A 14,966-nucleotide genomic window follows, 5' to 3' on the forward strand; every position below is an offset into this window, starting at 1 on the left:
TTGCGATGTCTTTGCTGTCGGAATTTCTCCGTCGCCCGTGGGAAGTCGGCGCCGTCGCGCCGAGCGGGGCCGCCCTCTCCGAACTGGCCGTCGCGCCGATCCCCAGCACGGGCGACCCGGTCGTGGTGGAGCTCGGCCCCGGCACCGGGCCGTTCACCGAGGCGATCCAGCGCCGCCTGGGCGGCCGGGGGCGGCACCTGGCCATCGAGATCAACCCGCGCCTGGCCGAGCAGCTGGCCGCCCGCCACCCTCAGGTCGAGGTGATCACGGCCGACGCCGCCGCCCTGCCCGACCTGCTGGCCGAGCGGGGCCTGGCCGGCGCCGACGTGATCGTCAGCGGGCTGCCGTGGGCCGCCTTCGCCCCCGACCGCCAGCGCGACATCCTGGCCTCCGCCGTCCAGGCCCTCGCGCCCGGCGGCGCGTTCACCACGTTCGCCTACGTCCACCTGCGCTGGGCGGCCCCGGCCCGCCGCCTGCGGGGCGCGCTCGACAGCTGGTTCGACGAGGTCCTGCTCGGCCGCACCGTGTGGGCCAACCTGCCACCGGCCCTCGTCTACTACTGCCGCCGCCCGGCGCTCGCCCCGATCGTCCGCTCCGCGCCCCCGGCCCGGCGCCGCTGCCGCCAGCTGGCCCCGATCGGCATCTGACGGCCGAGCCGCACCCACCAGCCCGCACCGGGCCGCGCCCACCCGGCCGCGCCCACCGGGCCCACCGGGCCGCACCGCGCCCTCCAGCCCAAGCCGTGCTGACCGGGCCGCGCCCACAGGGCCGGGCCGTGCCCACCAGGCCGCACCGCACCCACCAGCCCAAGCCGTGCCGACCAGGCGGCGCCCACAGGGCCGGGCCGCGCCCACCAGGCCGCACCGCACCCACCAGCCCGAGCCGAACCCGACGGCCAAGCCGAGCCCACCAGCGGAGCCCGGCCGCCGATCGAGCCGGGTCAGCTAGCGGTGAGGGTCAGCGTCAGAGGAACCCGGCCGCCGATCGAGCCGGGCCAGCCGGCGGTGAGGGCCAGCGCCAGAGGAACTCGGCCGGCGGTGAGGGTCAGCGTCAGAGGAGGCCGCGGACGTAGGCGGCCTGGCCCGCGTGCTGGGCGTCGTCGTCGTAGACGCTCACCAGGCGTACGCCCAAAGTCACCGGAGGGTCCCAGCGCTCGTCGACCACCCGATCGAGGTCGGCCTCGGAGAGGCCGGCGAGATAGCCGATCGTCCGCTCGTGCACCGCCGTGTAGTAGTCCACCAAGGTCTGTACGCTCTCCGGCGCCACCGCGGCCACCTGCGCCGCGTCGTGGCCGTAGCCCGTGTCCTCCGCGTCCTTGAGGCCGAAGCGCGGGGCCCAGTCGCCCGTGGCGTAGATCTGGTCGGCGCCCATCACCTCGGCCACGTGGTCGTCCTGGACGCGGGTGAGGTGCCAGATCAGCCAGCCGATCGAGTTGGCCTCCCCGGCCGGGCGATGGCGCAGCTGCTCGGGGGTGAGGCCGTCGACCGCCGTGTGCACGAGCTCGGGCAGGCGCCCGAAAGCCTCGGTGAGGATGTCCTTGGCGTCCATCTACTCTCCCTGTGAGGTGGAGGTGTCGCCCTGCTGCTGCGGGGCCTGACCGTCCTGCTGAGTCTCCCCGTCCTGGGGCTGCTCGTCAGCGGGGGCCGGCGCCTCGGTCGTGGGCGCGTCGGTCGTCGGGGTGTCCGTGGGCTCCTCCGTGGACTCGTCGGCCGGCGCCGGCGACTCGGTGGGCGTGACCGTCTCCGACTGCTCCGGCGCCGGCGACTCCTGGTCCTTCTGATCCGGCGACTCGGAGGGCGACGACGACACCGTAGGCGCCGGCGCCTTATCCGACTTGTCAGACTTGTCGGAGTGGCTGGACCGGAGCGGGATGCCGATGGTCGAGCTCGAACTGGCCTTGTTCTGCACCACGTCGGCGGCGCTCCGGCCGGCGATCACCTCGAAGGCGGTCAGCGATCCGATCGCCAGCACGAAGAACGCGCCCGCGATCAGGGCCACCCGCTGCCAGCGGATCTTCGGGGGCGGGCCCGAGGGGCTCTCCTCGGCCGCGGCGGCGACCTCGGGCGTGCCGACCGCAGCCGGCGCCGTCACGAAGGTCGACTTGATCTTCTCGGTGCCCCGGTTGAGCCAGCGCTGGTAGAGCTCCGTTCCCACGGAGCCGACGATGCTGGCCACGGCGGCCCCGATCAGGGTGCCGGCCACACCCAGGAACGATCCCAGGAAGGCCGCGGAGACCGCGGCCAGGGTGCCGGCGATGGTCTTGGTGACGTCGATGCCGGGCCGGTGGCCCGGTGCGTGCTCGGTCATGTCCTCCTCAGTCCGTCACTCGCGTGTCTGCAAGGTCTTCGCCTTTACCTCGCGGCCGATCGCTAAACCCCGGCGTTCGGCTATCACCTGACGGAGCGGACGGACCACGATGCCTTCCTCGGCCATCCTCAGCCGGGCCAGCCTGCGGGTACGCAGGATGCCGGCGAGACCGACGGCGATGAATACGTATTGCACCGACATGGCGATTTTGAAGTCGGCGATGTCATAGTTCGCGGAGCCGCCCGTGCGGGCGTCCAGGATCAGCCCGATCAGCTCGATCGAGAGCAGCGAGGCGACGAAACCGCCCACGTTGACCACGCCGGTCGCCGTGCCGAGGCGGTGCGGCGGGTTGAACGTACGGGCGTAGTCGAATCCGATCATCGAGCCCGGGCCGCCGATGCCGAGCGCCAGCACGAGCAGCACCAGCACGGCCATCGGCGCGTGGCCGGGCCAGGCCAGCACCAGACCCCAGCCGGCCGCGTTGGCGAAGACGATGCCCAGCACCAGGTTCGACCGGCGCAGCGGGTAGCGCTGGACCAGCACGCCCAGCAGCGGGCCGGCGGCCATGCCGACCAGCACGAAGAGCGTGAGCAGCGCGCTCGCCGTCTCGCGGGCCAGGCCCTGCCCGGCGATGAGGAACGGGAAGCCCCACATCAGCGCGAACACCGTGCCGGTGAACTGGGTGGTGAAGTGGGTCCACAGCCCGAGCCGGGTCCCCGGATGACGCCAGGCGCTGCTCAGGTCGGAGCGCAGCTGCCCGAGGGTGAGCGCCTCGCCGCTGCTGATCCTGCGCGAAGGGGTGTCGTGCAGGGCCGCGAAGGCGACCACCGCCACGAACAGGCCCAGCCCGGCCGCCGACAGGAACGCCGTGGCCCAGCCCGGACCGGCCAGCAGGGCGGCCAGCGGCACGGCCGACAGCACCTGCCCAGCCTGCCCGACGATGCCGGTGAGCTGGGTCACCACCGGCACCCGCTTGGCCGGGAACCACTGCGGCACCAGCCGCAGCACGCTGATGAAGGTCATCGCGTCGCCCGCGCCGACCAGGACGCGGGCCGCGATGGCCCCGCCCACGCTGTCGGTGGTGGCCATCAGGGCCTGGCCGGCCGCCATGAGCACGCCGCCGGTGACGATCAGCCGCAGCGAGCCGAAGCGGTCGAGCAGCAGGCCGACCGGCACCTGAAGCCCGGCGTAGACGAGAAGCTGGAGCACGGCGAACGAGGCGAGAGCGCCGGCGCCGATGTGGAAGCGGTCCTGCGCGTCGAGCCCGGCGACACCGAGCGACGTACGGTTGAGGACCGCCAGAACGTACGCGGCGAGGCCGACGGCCCACACCGCCCAGGCCCGGGCTCCGGGACGCAGGGCCATGGTCCGCCTTTCATTCGCTACCTTGCACGTACGCCTTCAAGACAACTCCGCCGAGGCGGCATCGACAACGTGTGACCCGTCACTAGCAGCACGAACGTCAAATGCATTTCCACCATTCGGTCGTTCTGTGAGCACTATTACGGGGCGGAAGAATTGGTGTGGCAGACAACTTGTCACTAGTCATGCACTCTCCTGGTGATCTCCTGCCCGCCGGCCGCAGGCTCCGGATCGTTCTCGTTCTCGGATTCCTGTCCGCGCTCGGGCCGCTGACCATCGACATGTACCTTCCGTCCCTACCGACGATCACCACCGACCTGCACACCACCGAGGCCGCCGTGCAGCTCACGCTCACCGGCACCCTGGTCGGCCTGGCGCTCGGGCAGTTGATCGTGGGCCCGCTGTCCGACGCCGTGGGCCGCCGCCTGCCGCTGCTGGCCGGCGTCGCCGTGCACATCCTGGCCTCGGTGCTCTGCGTGATCGCGCCCAACCTGGCCGTCCTGGGCACGCTGCGCGTCCTGCAGGGCCTGGGCGCCGCGGCCGCCGCCGTGATCGGCATGGCGATCGTGCGTGACCTGTTCACCGGCCTGGCCGCGGCCAAGCTCTTCTCCCGCCTCATGCTGGTCATCGGCGTCGCCCCGATCCTGGCCCCGACGATCGGCGGCACGGTCCTCAACTGGACCTCGTGGCGCGGCGTCTTCGTGGTGCTCACCCTGGCCGGCGCGGCCATCATGACGGCCACCGCGCTGGTGCTGCCCGAGACCCTGCCGGCCGAGCGCCGCCGCAACGGCGGCCTGACCGGCACGCTGCGCGACTACGGGCGACTGTTCACCGACCGGGCGTACGTCGGCCTCATCCTCGTGGCCGGGCTCGCGTTCTCCGCGCTGTTCGCCTACGTGAGCGGCTCCTCCTTCGTCTTCCAGGAGGAGTACGGCATGAGCGAGCAGCAGTTCGCGTACGTCTTCGCGGGCGGCGCGATCGGCCTCATCGGCGCCACCCAGCTCAACGTGCGGCTGCTGCGCCGCTGGCAGCCGGCCCAGATCCTGAGCGCTTCCCTGCTGCTCGGCACGGTGGCCGGCGTGGTGCTGCTGGTGTTCGCCGAGACCGGCTTCGGCGGCCTGTGGGGACTGCTCGTCCCGCTCTGGATCGTGCTGGCCGCGGTCGGCCTGGCCATGCCGAACGCGCCGGCGCTGGCCCTCTCCCGCCACGGCGAGGCCGCGGGCACGGCGGCCGCGCTGCTGGGCGCGGTCCAGTTCGGGGTGGGCGCCCTGGCCGCACCGCTGGTCGGCGTCCTCGGCAACGGATCGACCGGCATGGCGATCGTCGTCTTCGGCGGGATGGCCGCCGCCACTGTGGTGCTGTGGCTGGTCGTACGGCCGATGTCCCTGCCCGTCGAGGAGGGTGAGCCGGTCCTGGTCGCCGTTCACTGATGCGACGCTCATCGCTTTTCCGTGACCTGATCTAGACGCTCGGGTACCACGCCCACCATGCGTGATCTCTCCCGCCGGTGGGCGTGGCTAGGCGTCCTAGTCATCGGTCTGGCCCTCTACGTCATTGTGCTGCGAACGCTCGTACACACGCAGAACCCGAACCTCGTGCCCGCCCTGCTCCTGCTGGGCGCGACGGTCGTACCCCTGTCGTTCCTGACCTTCGCCCAGGCCCGGACGGGCCGCTGGCAGGTGCCCACGTCGGCGCTGGTCGTCTCCGCCTTCTTCGGCGGGGTCATCGGCATCGTGGTCGCCGGCACCCTCGAATACAACACGCTGCGCGGTCTCGGCGTCCTGCCGCTGGTGCTGGTCGCGGTGATCGAGGAGTCGGCGAAGCTGATCGTCCCGCTGATCCTCATGGTCACCATCCTGGCCCGCCACCAGCGCCGCCTGCCCTCGGACGGCCTGATCATCGGCGTCGCCTCGGGCATGGGCTTCGCCGCCCTCGAGACCATGGGGTACGCCTTCACGGCGCTGCTCTCCTCGGGCGGCAACATCGGCAGCGTCGAGGAGACCCTGTTCGTCCGGGGCCTCACCTCCCCCGCCGGCCACACCGCCTGGACCGGCCTGACCGCGGGCGCCCTGTGGGCCCTCATGGCCACCCCGAACTTCAAGCACGTGCTGGAGTTCATCGGCACCTTCATCGGCGCCGTCATCCTGCACACCTGCTGGGACACGTTCGGCGGCACACTGACGTACATCATCCTGGCCGTCGTCAGCCTCAGCTGGCTCTTCCTCGCCCTGTGGCGCTACCGGGTCTTCGCCGAGCACCGCACGGCCCCGCTGCTCTCCACCCCGCTGACGGCGTGAAGGCATTAATCTCGCTGAATGCGCAGCCCCACGCAGCTGGACCTGACGTCCGCCGACATCGCCGCCATCGTGCGGGAGGGCCTCGGCGCTTCCCTGGCGACCGCCTCCGAGCTCAGCGGGGGCGGTTTCGCCGCCGTCTGGCTCGCTTCGCTCACCGACGGGCGCCAGGTGGTGGTCAAGGTGGCGCCGCCGCCGTCGGCTCGCTTGCTGTCGTACGAACGTGAGCTGATCCCGGCCGAGGCGGTGTACTTCGACCTCGTCGCCGGCCTGGCCCCGGTGCCGTCGGTGCTGGCCGTCTCCCCGAGCTGGATCATCACGACCCGGCTGCCGGGCGAGCCCCTGACCGCGGCCGATTCGCCGCGAGCCCGCACCGAGCTGGGTGCCGCCGTCCGCCGGGTCCACACCGTGACCGGGAGCCATTTCGGCTATACGGGCGACCGCCCCGCGGGCGCCGACTGGGCCACCGCCTTCATCGCGATGATGGCGTCCCTGCGTACGGACGCGGCCTCGTGGAATGTCACACTCCCGGCGGCGCTGGACGGCGCGGTCGAGCGCCACGCTCCCGTCCTGAAGGCGGTGACCACGCCCGCGCTGCTGCACTTCGACCTGTGGGACGGCAACGTGCTGGTGGGCCCGGCGGGCGAGTTGAGCGGCCTGGTCGACGGCGAGCGCTACCTTTACGGCGACCCGCTGCTCGACCTGGTCTCCCCGGCCCTGTTCCACCGCATCGAGGACGAGCCGGCCCACCCGTTCCTGACCGGCTACGCCCCGGACCCGTTCGACCGCGCGGCGCTGATCCGCCTGTCGCTGTACCGGATCCACCTCTCCACGCTGATGCTCACCGAGGGCCCGAGCCGGGGCATCCCCACCACGGGCGACCGCCAGACCTACGTGACGGCCCTGCTGGAGTCCGAACTGGAGCATCTCGATGCCCTCTGACATCACCCGCCCCACGGCCACCGAGCTGACCCCGCTCTTCGACGAGTACCGCTCCCACTACGGCGAGCCCGCCTTCCCGGCCCGCACCACGGCCTGGCTGGAGGAACACCTGAGCTCGGGCCGCCTGACCGCCTATCTGGCGGGCACGGCCGGCTTCATCACGGTGACGGTCCAGCCCGCTTCCCTGCGCCTTTCCACAGCCTGGATGATCCGCGACTTGTACGTCCGCCCCACCCACCGCCGCCAGGGCACGGCCCGGTCCCTGCTGACCCACGTGATCACCGAGGCCCGCTCCGCAGGGGCCCTACGACTCTCCCTGCAGACGGAGACGGACAACACCACCGCCCTGTCGCTCTACCGGTCACTCGGCTTCCGCCCGGTCACCGGATTGGACCTTCTCAATCTGTCCCTCGACCCACCCATCCGATAGAGTCGAACATACGTTCGATCGCCAATGGCGGGGCGCGGCCGGCGCATCACGTCGTGCGATGCTGAGCTGGTCATGGCAACGGCAGCTTTCAGGAGGTGTTGACATGCTCAAGGCTGACGACGTCGCCACCGTGATCATTTCGCGGTCGGGGCCTTGGATCGACGCCATGAGTCTGCAGAAGCTGCTGTACTACGTCCAGGCATGGCATCTGGCCATCACGGACGAGCCGCTCTTCGCCGAGGTGATCGAGGCTTGGAAGGACGGGCCTGTCGTTCCCCAGGTACGCCAGGCTCGGCGCGACCGTGAGACACGGAGGGCCCGGACCCAGGCGGCCGGCGACATCGCCCTGGAGGAAGAGGACTCCCATCTGATCGACCTCGTTCTGGCGACGTACGGGAAGATGTCCGCCGAGGAGCTCAGCGCGCTGACTCACATCGAGGCCCCGTGGCAGGAGGCCCGTGGCGGTCTGCCCGACGACGCGTCGAGCACCCGTCCGATCCAGCCGGAATCGATGGCGCGCTTCTATCGCGCTCATCGGCGGCTCGACGGTCATACGGCAGCCGAGCTGGCTGCGGTCGGCATTCACCGGAGCTCCCCGCACCCGTCCCCGCCCGTGGACGTCGACGAGGTCCTCCGGACGCTCGCCGACACCGATGCCGACGCCGGCGACAATCCTTGGGGCAGCAGCAATCTCGATGCCGGCCGCTGGTACGACGCCGAGGGGATCGCGGGGGAACGCCGCCGGGCGGGCTCGTGATCGGCGACGACGAAAGCCCACGACACATAGTCGTCTTCGATTGCAACGTCTATCTCGACACGGCGGCGCTCCTCGGACCACCGTTCACGTGGGAGAAGTTCGACGCGGCGGTGGCGAGGCTGTCACGGGTGCCGGTGCCGCATCCCTCGGACGCGGCGGCCGACTCGCTTCGCGCTATCGCGGCCACCACCTCCGGCCATTTCGCCGGTGACGAGTCCTTGGAAGCGTGGACCTCCAGCCACATCGACATCATCGTGCGCGGCAAAGCGGAACAGCGCACAGAGCCGGATCCACTGACCGGATACCGCGGTCTCGGATGGTCACGCGCCGACGCTCAGACATTGGTCGACGAGTTGATCTACGGGGTGACGGATTGGTCCGGCGGCGGCAGTCTCGGACGATGTTTTCCGGACGGCAATCCACCGCTCGATCATGAGGACGGCATGGTCTACGGCGCCTGCCGTCAGCTGGCCGGTGAAGACCCGCTGGCGCACGTCTACTGCGTCACCCGTGATCGCGGCTTTCTCAAAGGCCTATCGGGACGGTGCGCTCCGTGGCCACACCAGGGTCCTGGCGCCGTCGACTTTTGTCGCGCTGCTCAGAGAGGCTCGGCGACTTCACTCGATACGGCGGATGACCCGCCGCGAGGAGAACACCTGAGTCGACGGCGGCGTAGGACAGGGCTTGAGCCTCACGTGGGGTGAGGGCCCATAGTCGGGGGCGTGGAAGAGCACCTCACCGTCGGGCGGGTGGCTGAGTTGGCCGGGGTCACCGTGCGGACGCTGCATCACTACGACGAGATCGGGCTGTTGCGGGCGTCCGCGCGGACCGTCGGTGGCTATCGGGCCTACTCGCCCGAGGACGTGGAGCGGCTGCGGGAAGTGCTCGCCTATCGGCGGCTGGGGTTCGGGCTGCGGGAGATCGCCGATCTGGTCGACGACCCGGCCACCGACGCGGTCGCCCATCTGCGGCGGCTGCGCGGGCTGCTCGTGGAGCAACGGGATCAGGCGGCCGCCATGGTGGCGGCCATCGACCGGGAGCTGGAAGGACGGGCCATGGGGATCAGGACGACGCCGGAGGAGCAGTTGAGAGTGTTCGGGCCACAGCTGTACGAGTCGATCGGGTCGGCCTATCCGGCGACGCGGCGGACCGAGCCCCGGATCGCCGCCCTGATCTGGGAGGCGCTCGGTGACGCGCGGACCGTCCTGAACGTCGGGGCCGGCACCGGGTCCTACGAGCCGCCCGACCGGGAGGTCACCGCCGTCGAGCCGTCGGCGGTCATGCGGGCCCAGCGGCCGCCGGGGGCGGCGCCCTGTGTGGCCGCCGCCGCCGACCGGCTGCCGTTCGAGGACCAGTCGTTCGACGCCGCCATGGCGGTCAGCACCGTTCACCACTGGACCGACCCCGTCGCCGGGCTGCGGGAGATGCGCCGGGTGGCCAGGCGGGTGGTCGTGTTCACCTACGACGCCGACCCGGCCAGCTGGCAGCGGTTCTGGCTCACCCGTGACTATCTGCCCGAGTTCGCCCGGCTGCTCGTCGGCTGGCCGTCGCTGGCCGACCTCACCCGGGCCGTCGGCGGGCGGGCCGAGCCGGTGCTCGTCCCGTGGGACTGTGCCGACGGGTTCTTCGAGGCGCACTGGCGACGGCCCGAGGCGTACCTGGACGAGCCTGTCCGCCGTGCCGTCTCCGTGTGGACGCGGGTGGGGCCGGAAGCCGAGCGGCGGGCCGTCGGCAAGCTCCGCGACGACCTGTCGTCGGGGCGGTGGGCCGAGCGCAACCGTGACCTCGTCGCCCTCGACGCCGCCGAGCTGGGGCTGCGGCTACTGGTCAGTGATAGGTGAGCTCGCCCGCCTCGATCGCCGCCGAGATCCGGTTCTCGGGTGGGGCCAGCGGGCACTGCCACGCGTCGTCGTACGCGCAGGAAGGGTTGTAAAGGTAGTTGAAGTCGAGCCGCACCCGGGTGCTCGACAGCACCTCGAGGCCACGCCCGTGCGTGCCCTTGACCGTGTCCGTGAGATAGCGCCCGCCCCCGTAGGCGCCGTGTCCGCAGGTGGCGTCGCGGACCGGCAGGAACAGCCCGCCCCCGTAGGCCGCGATCCACCAGAGCGACAGCTCGCCGAGCGGGGTCTCGAGGATGCCGGCGCGCCGGTAGTGGACCACGCCGTCCTCGCCGCCCGTGTCGATGTCGATCTCGCCGTCGGCCGGGCGCAGGGTGGCCTCGACGATGAAGTCGTCGTTCGGCGGCAGGTAGCGCAGGCCGGTGAACGACGCGCGCTCCGGCTCCGGGATCGCCGACTGGGGATGGGTCGCGAAGAGCTCGTCGCGCTGGGCCCGGAACTCCTTGAGGTCGGTGTCGGCCAGATAGATCCGGGCGACGGCGGCGCGATAATCGGTCAGCTCCAAGGCGTTCATGTCTTCAACCTACGACTCGGACGAGATGATCAACCAGTCGTGCGCGGACACGGTGTGCCGTTGAGAGTCGATGTCGAAGGTGTACGCCTCGTCGCCCACGTTGAGCAGCGTCAGGAGCCGGTTGTCGCCGTCGGCCGACGACAACGCCACCGCCGTGTTCGTCAGGTGCACGGCCGTGGTGCGTGCGTGGGCCAGCCACGCGTGCCGCCTTCTGATGCCGATGAGCCGCTCGTGCAGGCGATAGACCGGCCAGCCGTACGGCGCCAGATCGCCCGGCAGCGCCGGATAGGGCGGCCGGATCTCGTCGTCGCCGCCCGCCCGGTCCTCCTTGACCCCGCGGTAGCCCTGCTCGTCGCCGTAGTAGACGCTCGGCGAGCCGCCCACGGTGAACAGCACGGCCAGCGCGTGGCCGAGGTGCCGCTCGTCGGTGAGTTTGCTCGCGATGCGGGTGACGTCGTGGTTGCCGACGAAGGTGAGCGGCAGCCCGGCCCCGAGCACGTCGTCGTGCCGGTCGAGAGCCCAGGCGAGCTCGTAGAAGTTCCCGTCGTTGAGGCTGCTCCAGATGGCCTTCCACAGCTCGTACTGGGTGATCGAGTCGAGGCCGCTGTCGCGCAGGTAGCCCACGTAGTCGCCCTGGATGACCTCGCCAACGAACCACGACGACTGGTGATTTTTCCGGACCTCGTCGAGGGCCGCCCGCCAGAAGCGGGGCGGCACCGCGTACGCCGCGTCCAGCCGCCATCCGTCGGCCCCGCGGTCGAGCCAGTGGTTCATCACCCGTACGACATGATCCTGCACTTCCGGCGAGTCATGGTTCAGCTCGACAAGACCGGAATGCCCCTCGAAAACCGTCCCCCGCAGCCAGGAGGGCGACGGGACCGGAAAGCCACGGCCGACGTGGTTGAACACACCGTCCAGCATCACGCGCACGCCCCGCGACTTGCAGGCGGCGACAAGAGAGTCGAAATCCTCCGAAGAGCCCAGCCGCGGATCGATCCGGAAGTGGTCGAGGGTGTCGTACCCGTGCGACTCGGACGCGAACACCGGCCCCAGCTGCAACCCGTTCACGCCGAGCTCGATCGCGTAGTCGAGCCACTTCTCGATCTTGTCGAGCCGCCCGAAGCCGAGCGGATAGACGTGCCACCAGATCGCATGATCAGCCCACTCGCGCATGCGCCCCACTATCCGCCACGCGCGGGACGAACGCACCTCGGTCGCCTCCTCCGCGGAGGATGTTGCCGCCGTCACAGATCCACATGCATGCTGGGTGCGTGCCTGAAAGGATTGCCGAGGTCACCGCGTTCCTGGCGGAGGTCCTCGCGCCCCGAGCCCCACTGACCGTGATCGTCGACGGCGGCGACCACGGCGCCGCCGCCACCTTCGCCGCCCGCCTGGCCGCCGCGTTCCCGCCGTCGGCCCGCGCCTGGAGCGTCGACGCCGTGCTCGGCCTGACCGGCCCGTCCGGCAGCGTTCAGGACTCCGCCCTGAACGTCCTGGAGCCCGCCGCCGACCGCGTCATCGTCTATCTGCGCTCCACCCGGGGCACCGGCGCCACCGGCCCGGGCGAGCGCCGGGCCCAGATCGTCATCGACCACCACGATCCCCGGTGGCCGGTGATCCGCCACGTGCACCCCCGCCTGGCCGACCCGTCCCGGTGGTACCTCTCCGAGAGCCAGGCGTTCTTCGCCCCCAAGGCCGCCGGCTGGGACAAACGCTTCGGAAACGACCTTCCCGCGTACGCCGCCGCGGTGGCCACAGCCGACCCCAGCCCCGGAGACCTGGCCGTCGACGTCGGTTGCGGCACCGGCCGGGCCCTGCCCGCCCTGGCCGCCGCGGTGGGACCCACCGGCCGCGTCATCGGCCTCGACTGCACCACCGAGATGCTCACCGAGGCCCGCACCCACAGCCACCCCGCCGCACCGGCCTTCCCGGCCCGGATCTCCTTGATCAAGGCCGACGCTCTCCATCTCCCCCTGGCCTCCGCTCAGGCCGCGGTCGTCTTCGCCGCCGGCCTGGTCCACCACCTCCCGGATCCCGCCGCCGGCCTGGCCGAGCTGTCCCGGGTGACCCGCCCCGGCGGCCGCCTGGTCCTCTTCCACCCGAGCGGCCGCAAGGCACTGGCCGCCCGCCACGGCCGCACCCTCTCCCCGGACGAGCCCATGAACGAGGACGTCCTGACCACGTTGCTCACCAAGACCGGCTGGACCCTGACCCGCTACGAGGATCCCGACGACCACTTCCTGGCCCTGGCCACCCGCATCGCGTAGGCCTGTGCCTCGGCCCCGTGCCTGAACAGAGACAATGACTCCGTCCGCGGGATCAGCGGCTCCATGAACGGAGTCGCACGCTCTGTTGGAGGACTGTCGGTGTATCTGCATCGCCTGCGCATCGGAGATGTACGGGGCTTTCACGGCGCCCGCACTGTTGATCTCCGCTTCGAGCGGAACGCCGATGACGAGAACGTCTACAACCGGTACCCGGGATTCACTGTCATCGCGGGCCGCAACGGCTCGGGTAAGACCACTCTTCTGCGCGCGGCCGCCGCTGCACTGGCCGGCCCCGAGGTTGCGAACAGCCTGACCGAGGGCGACCGCGACTGGGTCAGCCACGGGCAGCCGACCGCTTCGGTCCGCGCGGAGATCCGGCGAGACCTCACCGAAGTGACCCTCGGAAGGGCCCGGCCGGCGGACGCTTTCGTAGCGCAGTTGAAGTGGGAACAGACGGAGGGAGCACGGGCTCGTCCCCAAGCGGATCTGCCCGAGGAGGGCATCGACGGGACCATGGCCATGCGGTCGATATGGTCGCCGAAGCCCACGGGTTGGTTCGCGGCCGGATACGGCCCGTTTCGCCGCCTGGCCGGCACAAGCGGCGAAGTGGCTCGCCTCATGGCGGGAGATTGGACCGCGGCCCGGTTCGCAACCTTGTTCCGGGAGGAAGCCTCCCTCGCCGAGACCGTGCAGTGGCTTCAACAGGTCAACTATCGTGCCCGGTCGGGGCGGGAGGACTACGCGGGGCTCGAACACGGCGTCATCGCGTTTCTCAACGATGGCTTGTTCCCGGACGGCTATTCCGTGGAACGGGTGGACCCGGATGGCCTTTGGATCAGGCGGAGTTCAGGACAGTCCGTCCGGATCGACGAGATGAGCGACGGCTATCGGACGATCACAGCTCTCGTGACGGACATCGTCCGCCAGATCAACGAGTGCTTCGACGGAGACATCGCCTGGGACCCTGCCGGCCGGCCGATCGTCTGGGCCTCCGGCGTTGTGCTCATCGACGAAATCGACGTACATCTGCACGTCTCCTGGCAGAAGCGCATCGCGCCCTGGCTTCTGAAGCACTTTCCGCGCATCCAGTTCATCGTCACCAGCCATAGCCCCTATATCTGCCAGAGCGCGTCGCCGGGCGGCCTGATCCAACTGCCGGGGCCGGACGATGATTTCCCGCCTCGCGTCGTCGGTGACGACCTTTATCGGCGAGTGGCCAACGGAAGCGGCGACGATGCTGTCCTGACGGAGCTTTTCGGGCTGGATTCGCCGTACTCCGAGCGCGTCGACGAGTTGCGTGCCGCATTGACCGACCTCGAGCGGCGAGCCATCCGTGGAGAAGCGAATGAGGCGGACCTCACCGAGCTCACGCGACTGTCCGAGTCCCTGGCGCCGTCGCCCAGCAGTCGAGTGCGGGACGTGCTGGGAGACGAGATTTGATCCCGATCATGCGACGTCCGCTTCCCGCGGAAACCGCAGCCCTTCTGGGTGACAAGACCAAAGCGATCGCGGCGAGCGCTACCCCCCAAAAGTTCGCGCGAGCCAGCTGGACGAGTTCGGGCGCTACTCGCAGGGTGCTCAAAAGACAGTTGACCGCGATGTGTGCCCGGCCGTCGTTCTGCATGTACTGCTATGAGAGTCGCGGCACGGACGTCGACCACTTCGTGCCGATCACCCTGGACCCGATGCTCACGTTCGAATGGAACAACCACATCCTGGCGTGTGGCTACTGCAACCAGCAGGCCAAGAAAGAATACTTTCCGGTCGACGGATCAGGGCACACCTTGCTACTGGATCCGAGCGTCGACGACTCCGCCGATCACATGACGCTGTCCACGTCGGGAGAGCTCATCGATCTCACGAGCCGGGGCGCTGAGACCATAGCGGTACTGGGGCTCAACACTCGCAGCGAGCTGGTCGAGGCACGCTATCGATCCTGGCGCGGCGTTGTTCGGGTCTTCGACCAGATCGCACGGGAGCGACGCTCGGTCGATGCCGAAGATGTCGAGGATCTGCGATTCCAGCCGGTCGTCGATGCACTGCACCACTTCGCGCATGACGTCAGTTCCCGTCGTCTGGCGTACAAGGCGGTGGGACCGGCCGTGGTGGCGAGCGCATACCGCAGCCTTCCGGCACTTCGATCGATCTTTCCCCTTTGCCGGCTTTAGGCGCCGCCCGCAGAGAACTCGTCGACT

At 70.3% G+C, this 14,966-nt stretch carries 16 protein-coding genes; 11 read left to right on the forward strand and 5 right to left on the reverse strand.

The annotated features are described in order from the left end of the window. The first annotated feature begins 5 nt into the window (after nucleotides 1-5). The gene (locus ACQP2X_RS40415; protein WP_498690947.1) at nucleotides 6-647 is read left to right on the forward strand and encodes a class I SAM-dependent methyltransferase; all 642 of its coding nucleotides are present in this window, start codon (nucleotides 6-8) and stop codon (nucleotides 645-647) included. Between the two features lie 403 nt (nucleotides 648-1,050). On the opposite strand, the gene ACQP2X_RS40420 is transcribed toward ACQP2X_RS40415, so the two are convergent. The 3 genes from ACQP2X_RS40420 to ACQP2X_RS40430 are packed head-to-tail and all read right to left on the reverse strand — an operon-like array spanning nucleotide 1,051 to nucleotide 3,672. After that, a complete protein-coding gene (locus tag ACQP2X_RS40420) occupies nucleotides 1,051-1,548 on the reverse strand; it encodes a mycothiol transferase (protein ID WP_498690948.1) in 498 nt (165 codons plus the stop codon). Continuing rightward, nucleotides 1,549-2,307 (reverse strand): hypothetical protein, encoded by a 759-nt coding sequence (locus ACQP2X_RS40425; protein ID WP_498690949.1) that lies wholly within the window; start codon nucleotides 2,305-2,307, stop codon nucleotides 1,549-1,551. It lies immediately after the preceding gene. 15 nt (nucleotides 2,308-2,322) lie between these two features. Then, nucleotides 2,323-3,672, reverse strand: a complete 1,350-nt coding sequence (locus ACQP2X_RS40430; RefSeq protein ID WP_498690951.1) for an MFS transporter — start codon at nucleotides 3,670-3,672, stop codon at nucleotides 2,323-2,325. A 182-nt stretch (nucleotides 3,673-3,854) separates the two neighbouring features. Here ACQP2X_RS40430 and ACQP2X_RS40435 point away from each other — a divergent pair, with 182 nt between their 5' ends. From ACQP2X_RS40435 to ACQP2X_RS40465, 7 genes are all read left to right on the forward strand, one after another. Then, nucleotides 3,855-5,099 (forward strand): multidrug effflux MFS transporter, encoded by a 1,245-nt coding sequence (locus ACQP2X_RS40435; protein ID WP_498690953.1) that lies wholly within the window; start codon nucleotides 3,855-3,857, stop codon nucleotides 5,097-5,099. A 57-nt stretch (nucleotides 5,100-5,156) separates the two neighbouring features. Continuing rightward, nucleotides 5,157-5,966, forward strand: a complete 810-nt coding sequence (locus ACQP2X_RS40440) for a PrsW family intramembrane metalloprotease (protein WP_498690954.1) — start codon at nucleotides 5,157-5,159, stop codon at nucleotides 5,964-5,966. Nucleotides 5,967-5,984: 18 nt separating this feature from the next. Further along, nucleotides 5,985-6,905: a phosphotransferase family protein gene (locus ACQP2X_RS40445; RefSeq protein WP_498690956.1), complete on the forward strand. Its 921-nt coding sequence runs from the start codon at nucleotides 5,985-5,987 to the stop codon at nucleotides 6,903-6,905. Further along, entirely contained in the window at nucleotides 6,895-7,335 is a 441-nt protein-coding gene (locus ACQP2X_RS40450) for a GNAT family N-acetyltransferase (protein ID WP_498690958.1), read from the forward strand. Before ACQP2X_RS40445 ends, ACQP2X_RS40450 begins: the two co-directional genes overlap by 11 nt. 103 nt (nucleotides 7,336-7,438) lie before the next feature. Continuing rightward, on the forward strand, nucleotides 7,439-8,092 hold the full coding sequence (locus tag ACQP2X_RS40455; protein ID WP_498690960.1) for a Panacea domain-containing protein: 654 nt from the start codon (nucleotides 7,439-7,441) through the stop codon (nucleotides 8,090-8,092). Next, nucleotides 8,089-8,796: a hypothetical protein gene (locus tag ACQP2X_RS40460; protein ID WP_498690962.1), complete on the forward strand. Its 708-nt coding sequence runs from the start codon at nucleotides 8,089-8,091 to the stop codon at nucleotides 8,794-8,796. Before ACQP2X_RS40455 ends, ACQP2X_RS40460 begins: the two co-directional genes overlap by 4 nt. A gap of 18 nt (nucleotides 8,797-8,814) precedes the next feature. After that, entirely contained in the window at nucleotides 8,815-9,933 is a 1,119-nt protein-coding gene (locus tag ACQP2X_RS40465; RefSeq protein ID WP_498690964.1) for a MerR family transcriptional regulator, read from the forward strand. Here the strand turns inward: ACQP2X_RS40465 and ACQP2X_RS40470 are convergent. Together ACQP2X_RS40470 and ACQP2X_RS40475 are read right to left on the reverse strand one after the other, a co-directional pair. After that, complete coding sequence (locus ACQP2X_RS40470) at nucleotides 9,920-10,504, reverse strand: DUF1684 domain-containing protein (RefSeq protein ID WP_498690965.1); 585 nt, start codon at nucleotides 10,502-10,504, stop codon at nucleotides 9,920-9,922. The two genes, ACQP2X_RS40465 and ACQP2X_RS40470, sit on opposite strands and share 14 nt — an antisense overlap. A 9-nt stretch (nucleotides 10,505-10,513) precedes the next feature. Beyond that, nucleotides 10,514-11,677, reverse strand: a complete 1,164-nt coding sequence (locus tag ACQP2X_RS40475) for an alpha-amylase family protein (protein WP_498690967.1) — start codon at nucleotides 11,675-11,677, stop codon at nucleotides 10,514-10,516. 98 nt (nucleotides 11,678-11,775) lie between these two features. Between ACQP2X_RS40475 and ACQP2X_RS40480 the strand changes: the two genes are divergently transcribed. The 3 genes from ACQP2X_RS40480 (at nucleotide 11,776) to ACQP2X_RS40490 (ending at nucleotide 14,939) form a co-directional block, all read left to right on the forward strand. Beyond that, nucleotides 11,776-12,771 (forward strand): methyltransferase domain-containing protein, encoded by a 996-nt coding sequence (locus ACQP2X_RS40480; RefSeq protein WP_498690969.1) that lies wholly within the window; start codon nucleotides 11,776-11,778, stop codon nucleotides 12,769-12,771. 99 nt (nucleotides 12,772-12,870) lie between these two features. Continuing rightward, nucleotides 12,871-14,211 carry an AAA family ATPase gene (locus tag ACQP2X_RS40485; RefSeq protein WP_498690971.1) on the forward strand — a complete coding sequence of 447 codons (1,341 nt, stop codon included), beginning with the start codon at nucleotides 12,871-12,873 and terminating at the stop codon, nucleotides 14,209-14,211. Between the two features lie 8 nt (nucleotides 14,212-14,219). Further along, nucleotides 14,220-14,939 (forward strand): HNH endonuclease, encoded by a 720-nt coding sequence (locus tag ACQP2X_RS40490; protein ID WP_498690972.1) that lies wholly within the window; start codon nucleotides 14,220-14,222, stop codon nucleotides 14,937-14,939. Nucleotides 14,940-14,966 lie beyond the last annotated feature (27 nt).

This window comes from Actinoplanes sp. CA-131856, from assembly GCF_050956135.1.
In the GTDB taxonomy this organism is placed as follows: domain Bacteria; phylum Actinomycetota; class Actinomycetes; order Mycobacteriales; family Micromonosporaceae; genus Actinoplanes.

What these genes read in the sequence shown, in the direction of transcription:
- ACQP2X_RS40415 (WP_498690947.1), top strand. Translation starts at nt 6, where the DNA reads ATGTCTTTGCTGTCGGAATTTCTCCGTCGCCCGTGGGAAGTCGGCGCC.
- ACQP2X_RS40420 (WP_498690948.1), bottom strand. Translation starts at nt 1,548, where the DNA reads ATGGACGCCAAGGACATCCTCACCGAGGCTTTCGGGCGCCTGCCCGAG.
- ACQP2X_RS40425 (WP_498690949.1), bottom strand. Translation starts at nt 2,307, where the DNA reads ATGACCGAGCACGCACCGGGCCACCGGCCCGGCATCGACGTCACCAAG.
- ACQP2X_RS40430 (WP_498690951.1), bottom strand. Translation starts at nt 3,672, where the DNA reads ATGGCCCTGCGTCCCGGAGCCCGGGCCTGGGCGGTGTGGGCCGTCGGC.
- ACQP2X_RS40435 (WP_498690953.1), top strand. Translation starts at nt 3,855, where the DNA reads ATGCACTCTCCTGGTGATCTCCTGCCCGCCGGCCGCAGGCTCCGGATC.
- ACQP2X_RS40440 (WP_498690954.1), top strand. Translation starts at nt 5,157, where the DNA reads ATGCGTGATCTCTCCCGCCGGTGGGCGTGGCTAGGCGTCCTAGTCATC.
- ACQP2X_RS40445 (WP_498690956.1), top strand. Translation starts at nt 5,985, where the DNA reads ATGCGCAGCCCCACGCAGCTGGACCTGACGTCCGCCGACATCGCCGCC.
- ACQP2X_RS40450 (WP_498690958.1), top strand. Translation starts at nt 6,895, where the DNA reads ATGCCCTCTGACATCACCCGCCCCACGGCCACCGAGCTGACCCCGCTC.
- ACQP2X_RS40455 (WP_498690960.1), top strand. Translation starts at nt 7,439, where the DNA reads ATGCTCAAGGCTGACGACGTCGCCACCGTGATCATTTCGCGGTCGGGG.
- ACQP2X_RS40470 (WP_498690965.1), bottom strand. Translation starts at nt 10,504, where the DNA reads ATGAACGCCTTGGAGCTGACCGATTATCGCGCCGCCGTCGCCCGGATC.
- ACQP2X_RS40475 (WP_498690967.1), bottom strand. Translation starts at nt 11,677, where the DNA reads ATGCGCGAGTGGGCTGATCATGCGATCTGGTGGCACGTCTATCCGCTC.
- ACQP2X_RS40490 (WP_498690972.1), top strand. Translation starts at nt 14,220, where the DNA reads ATGCGACGTCCGCTTCCCGCGGAAACCGCAGCCCTTCTGGGTGACAAG.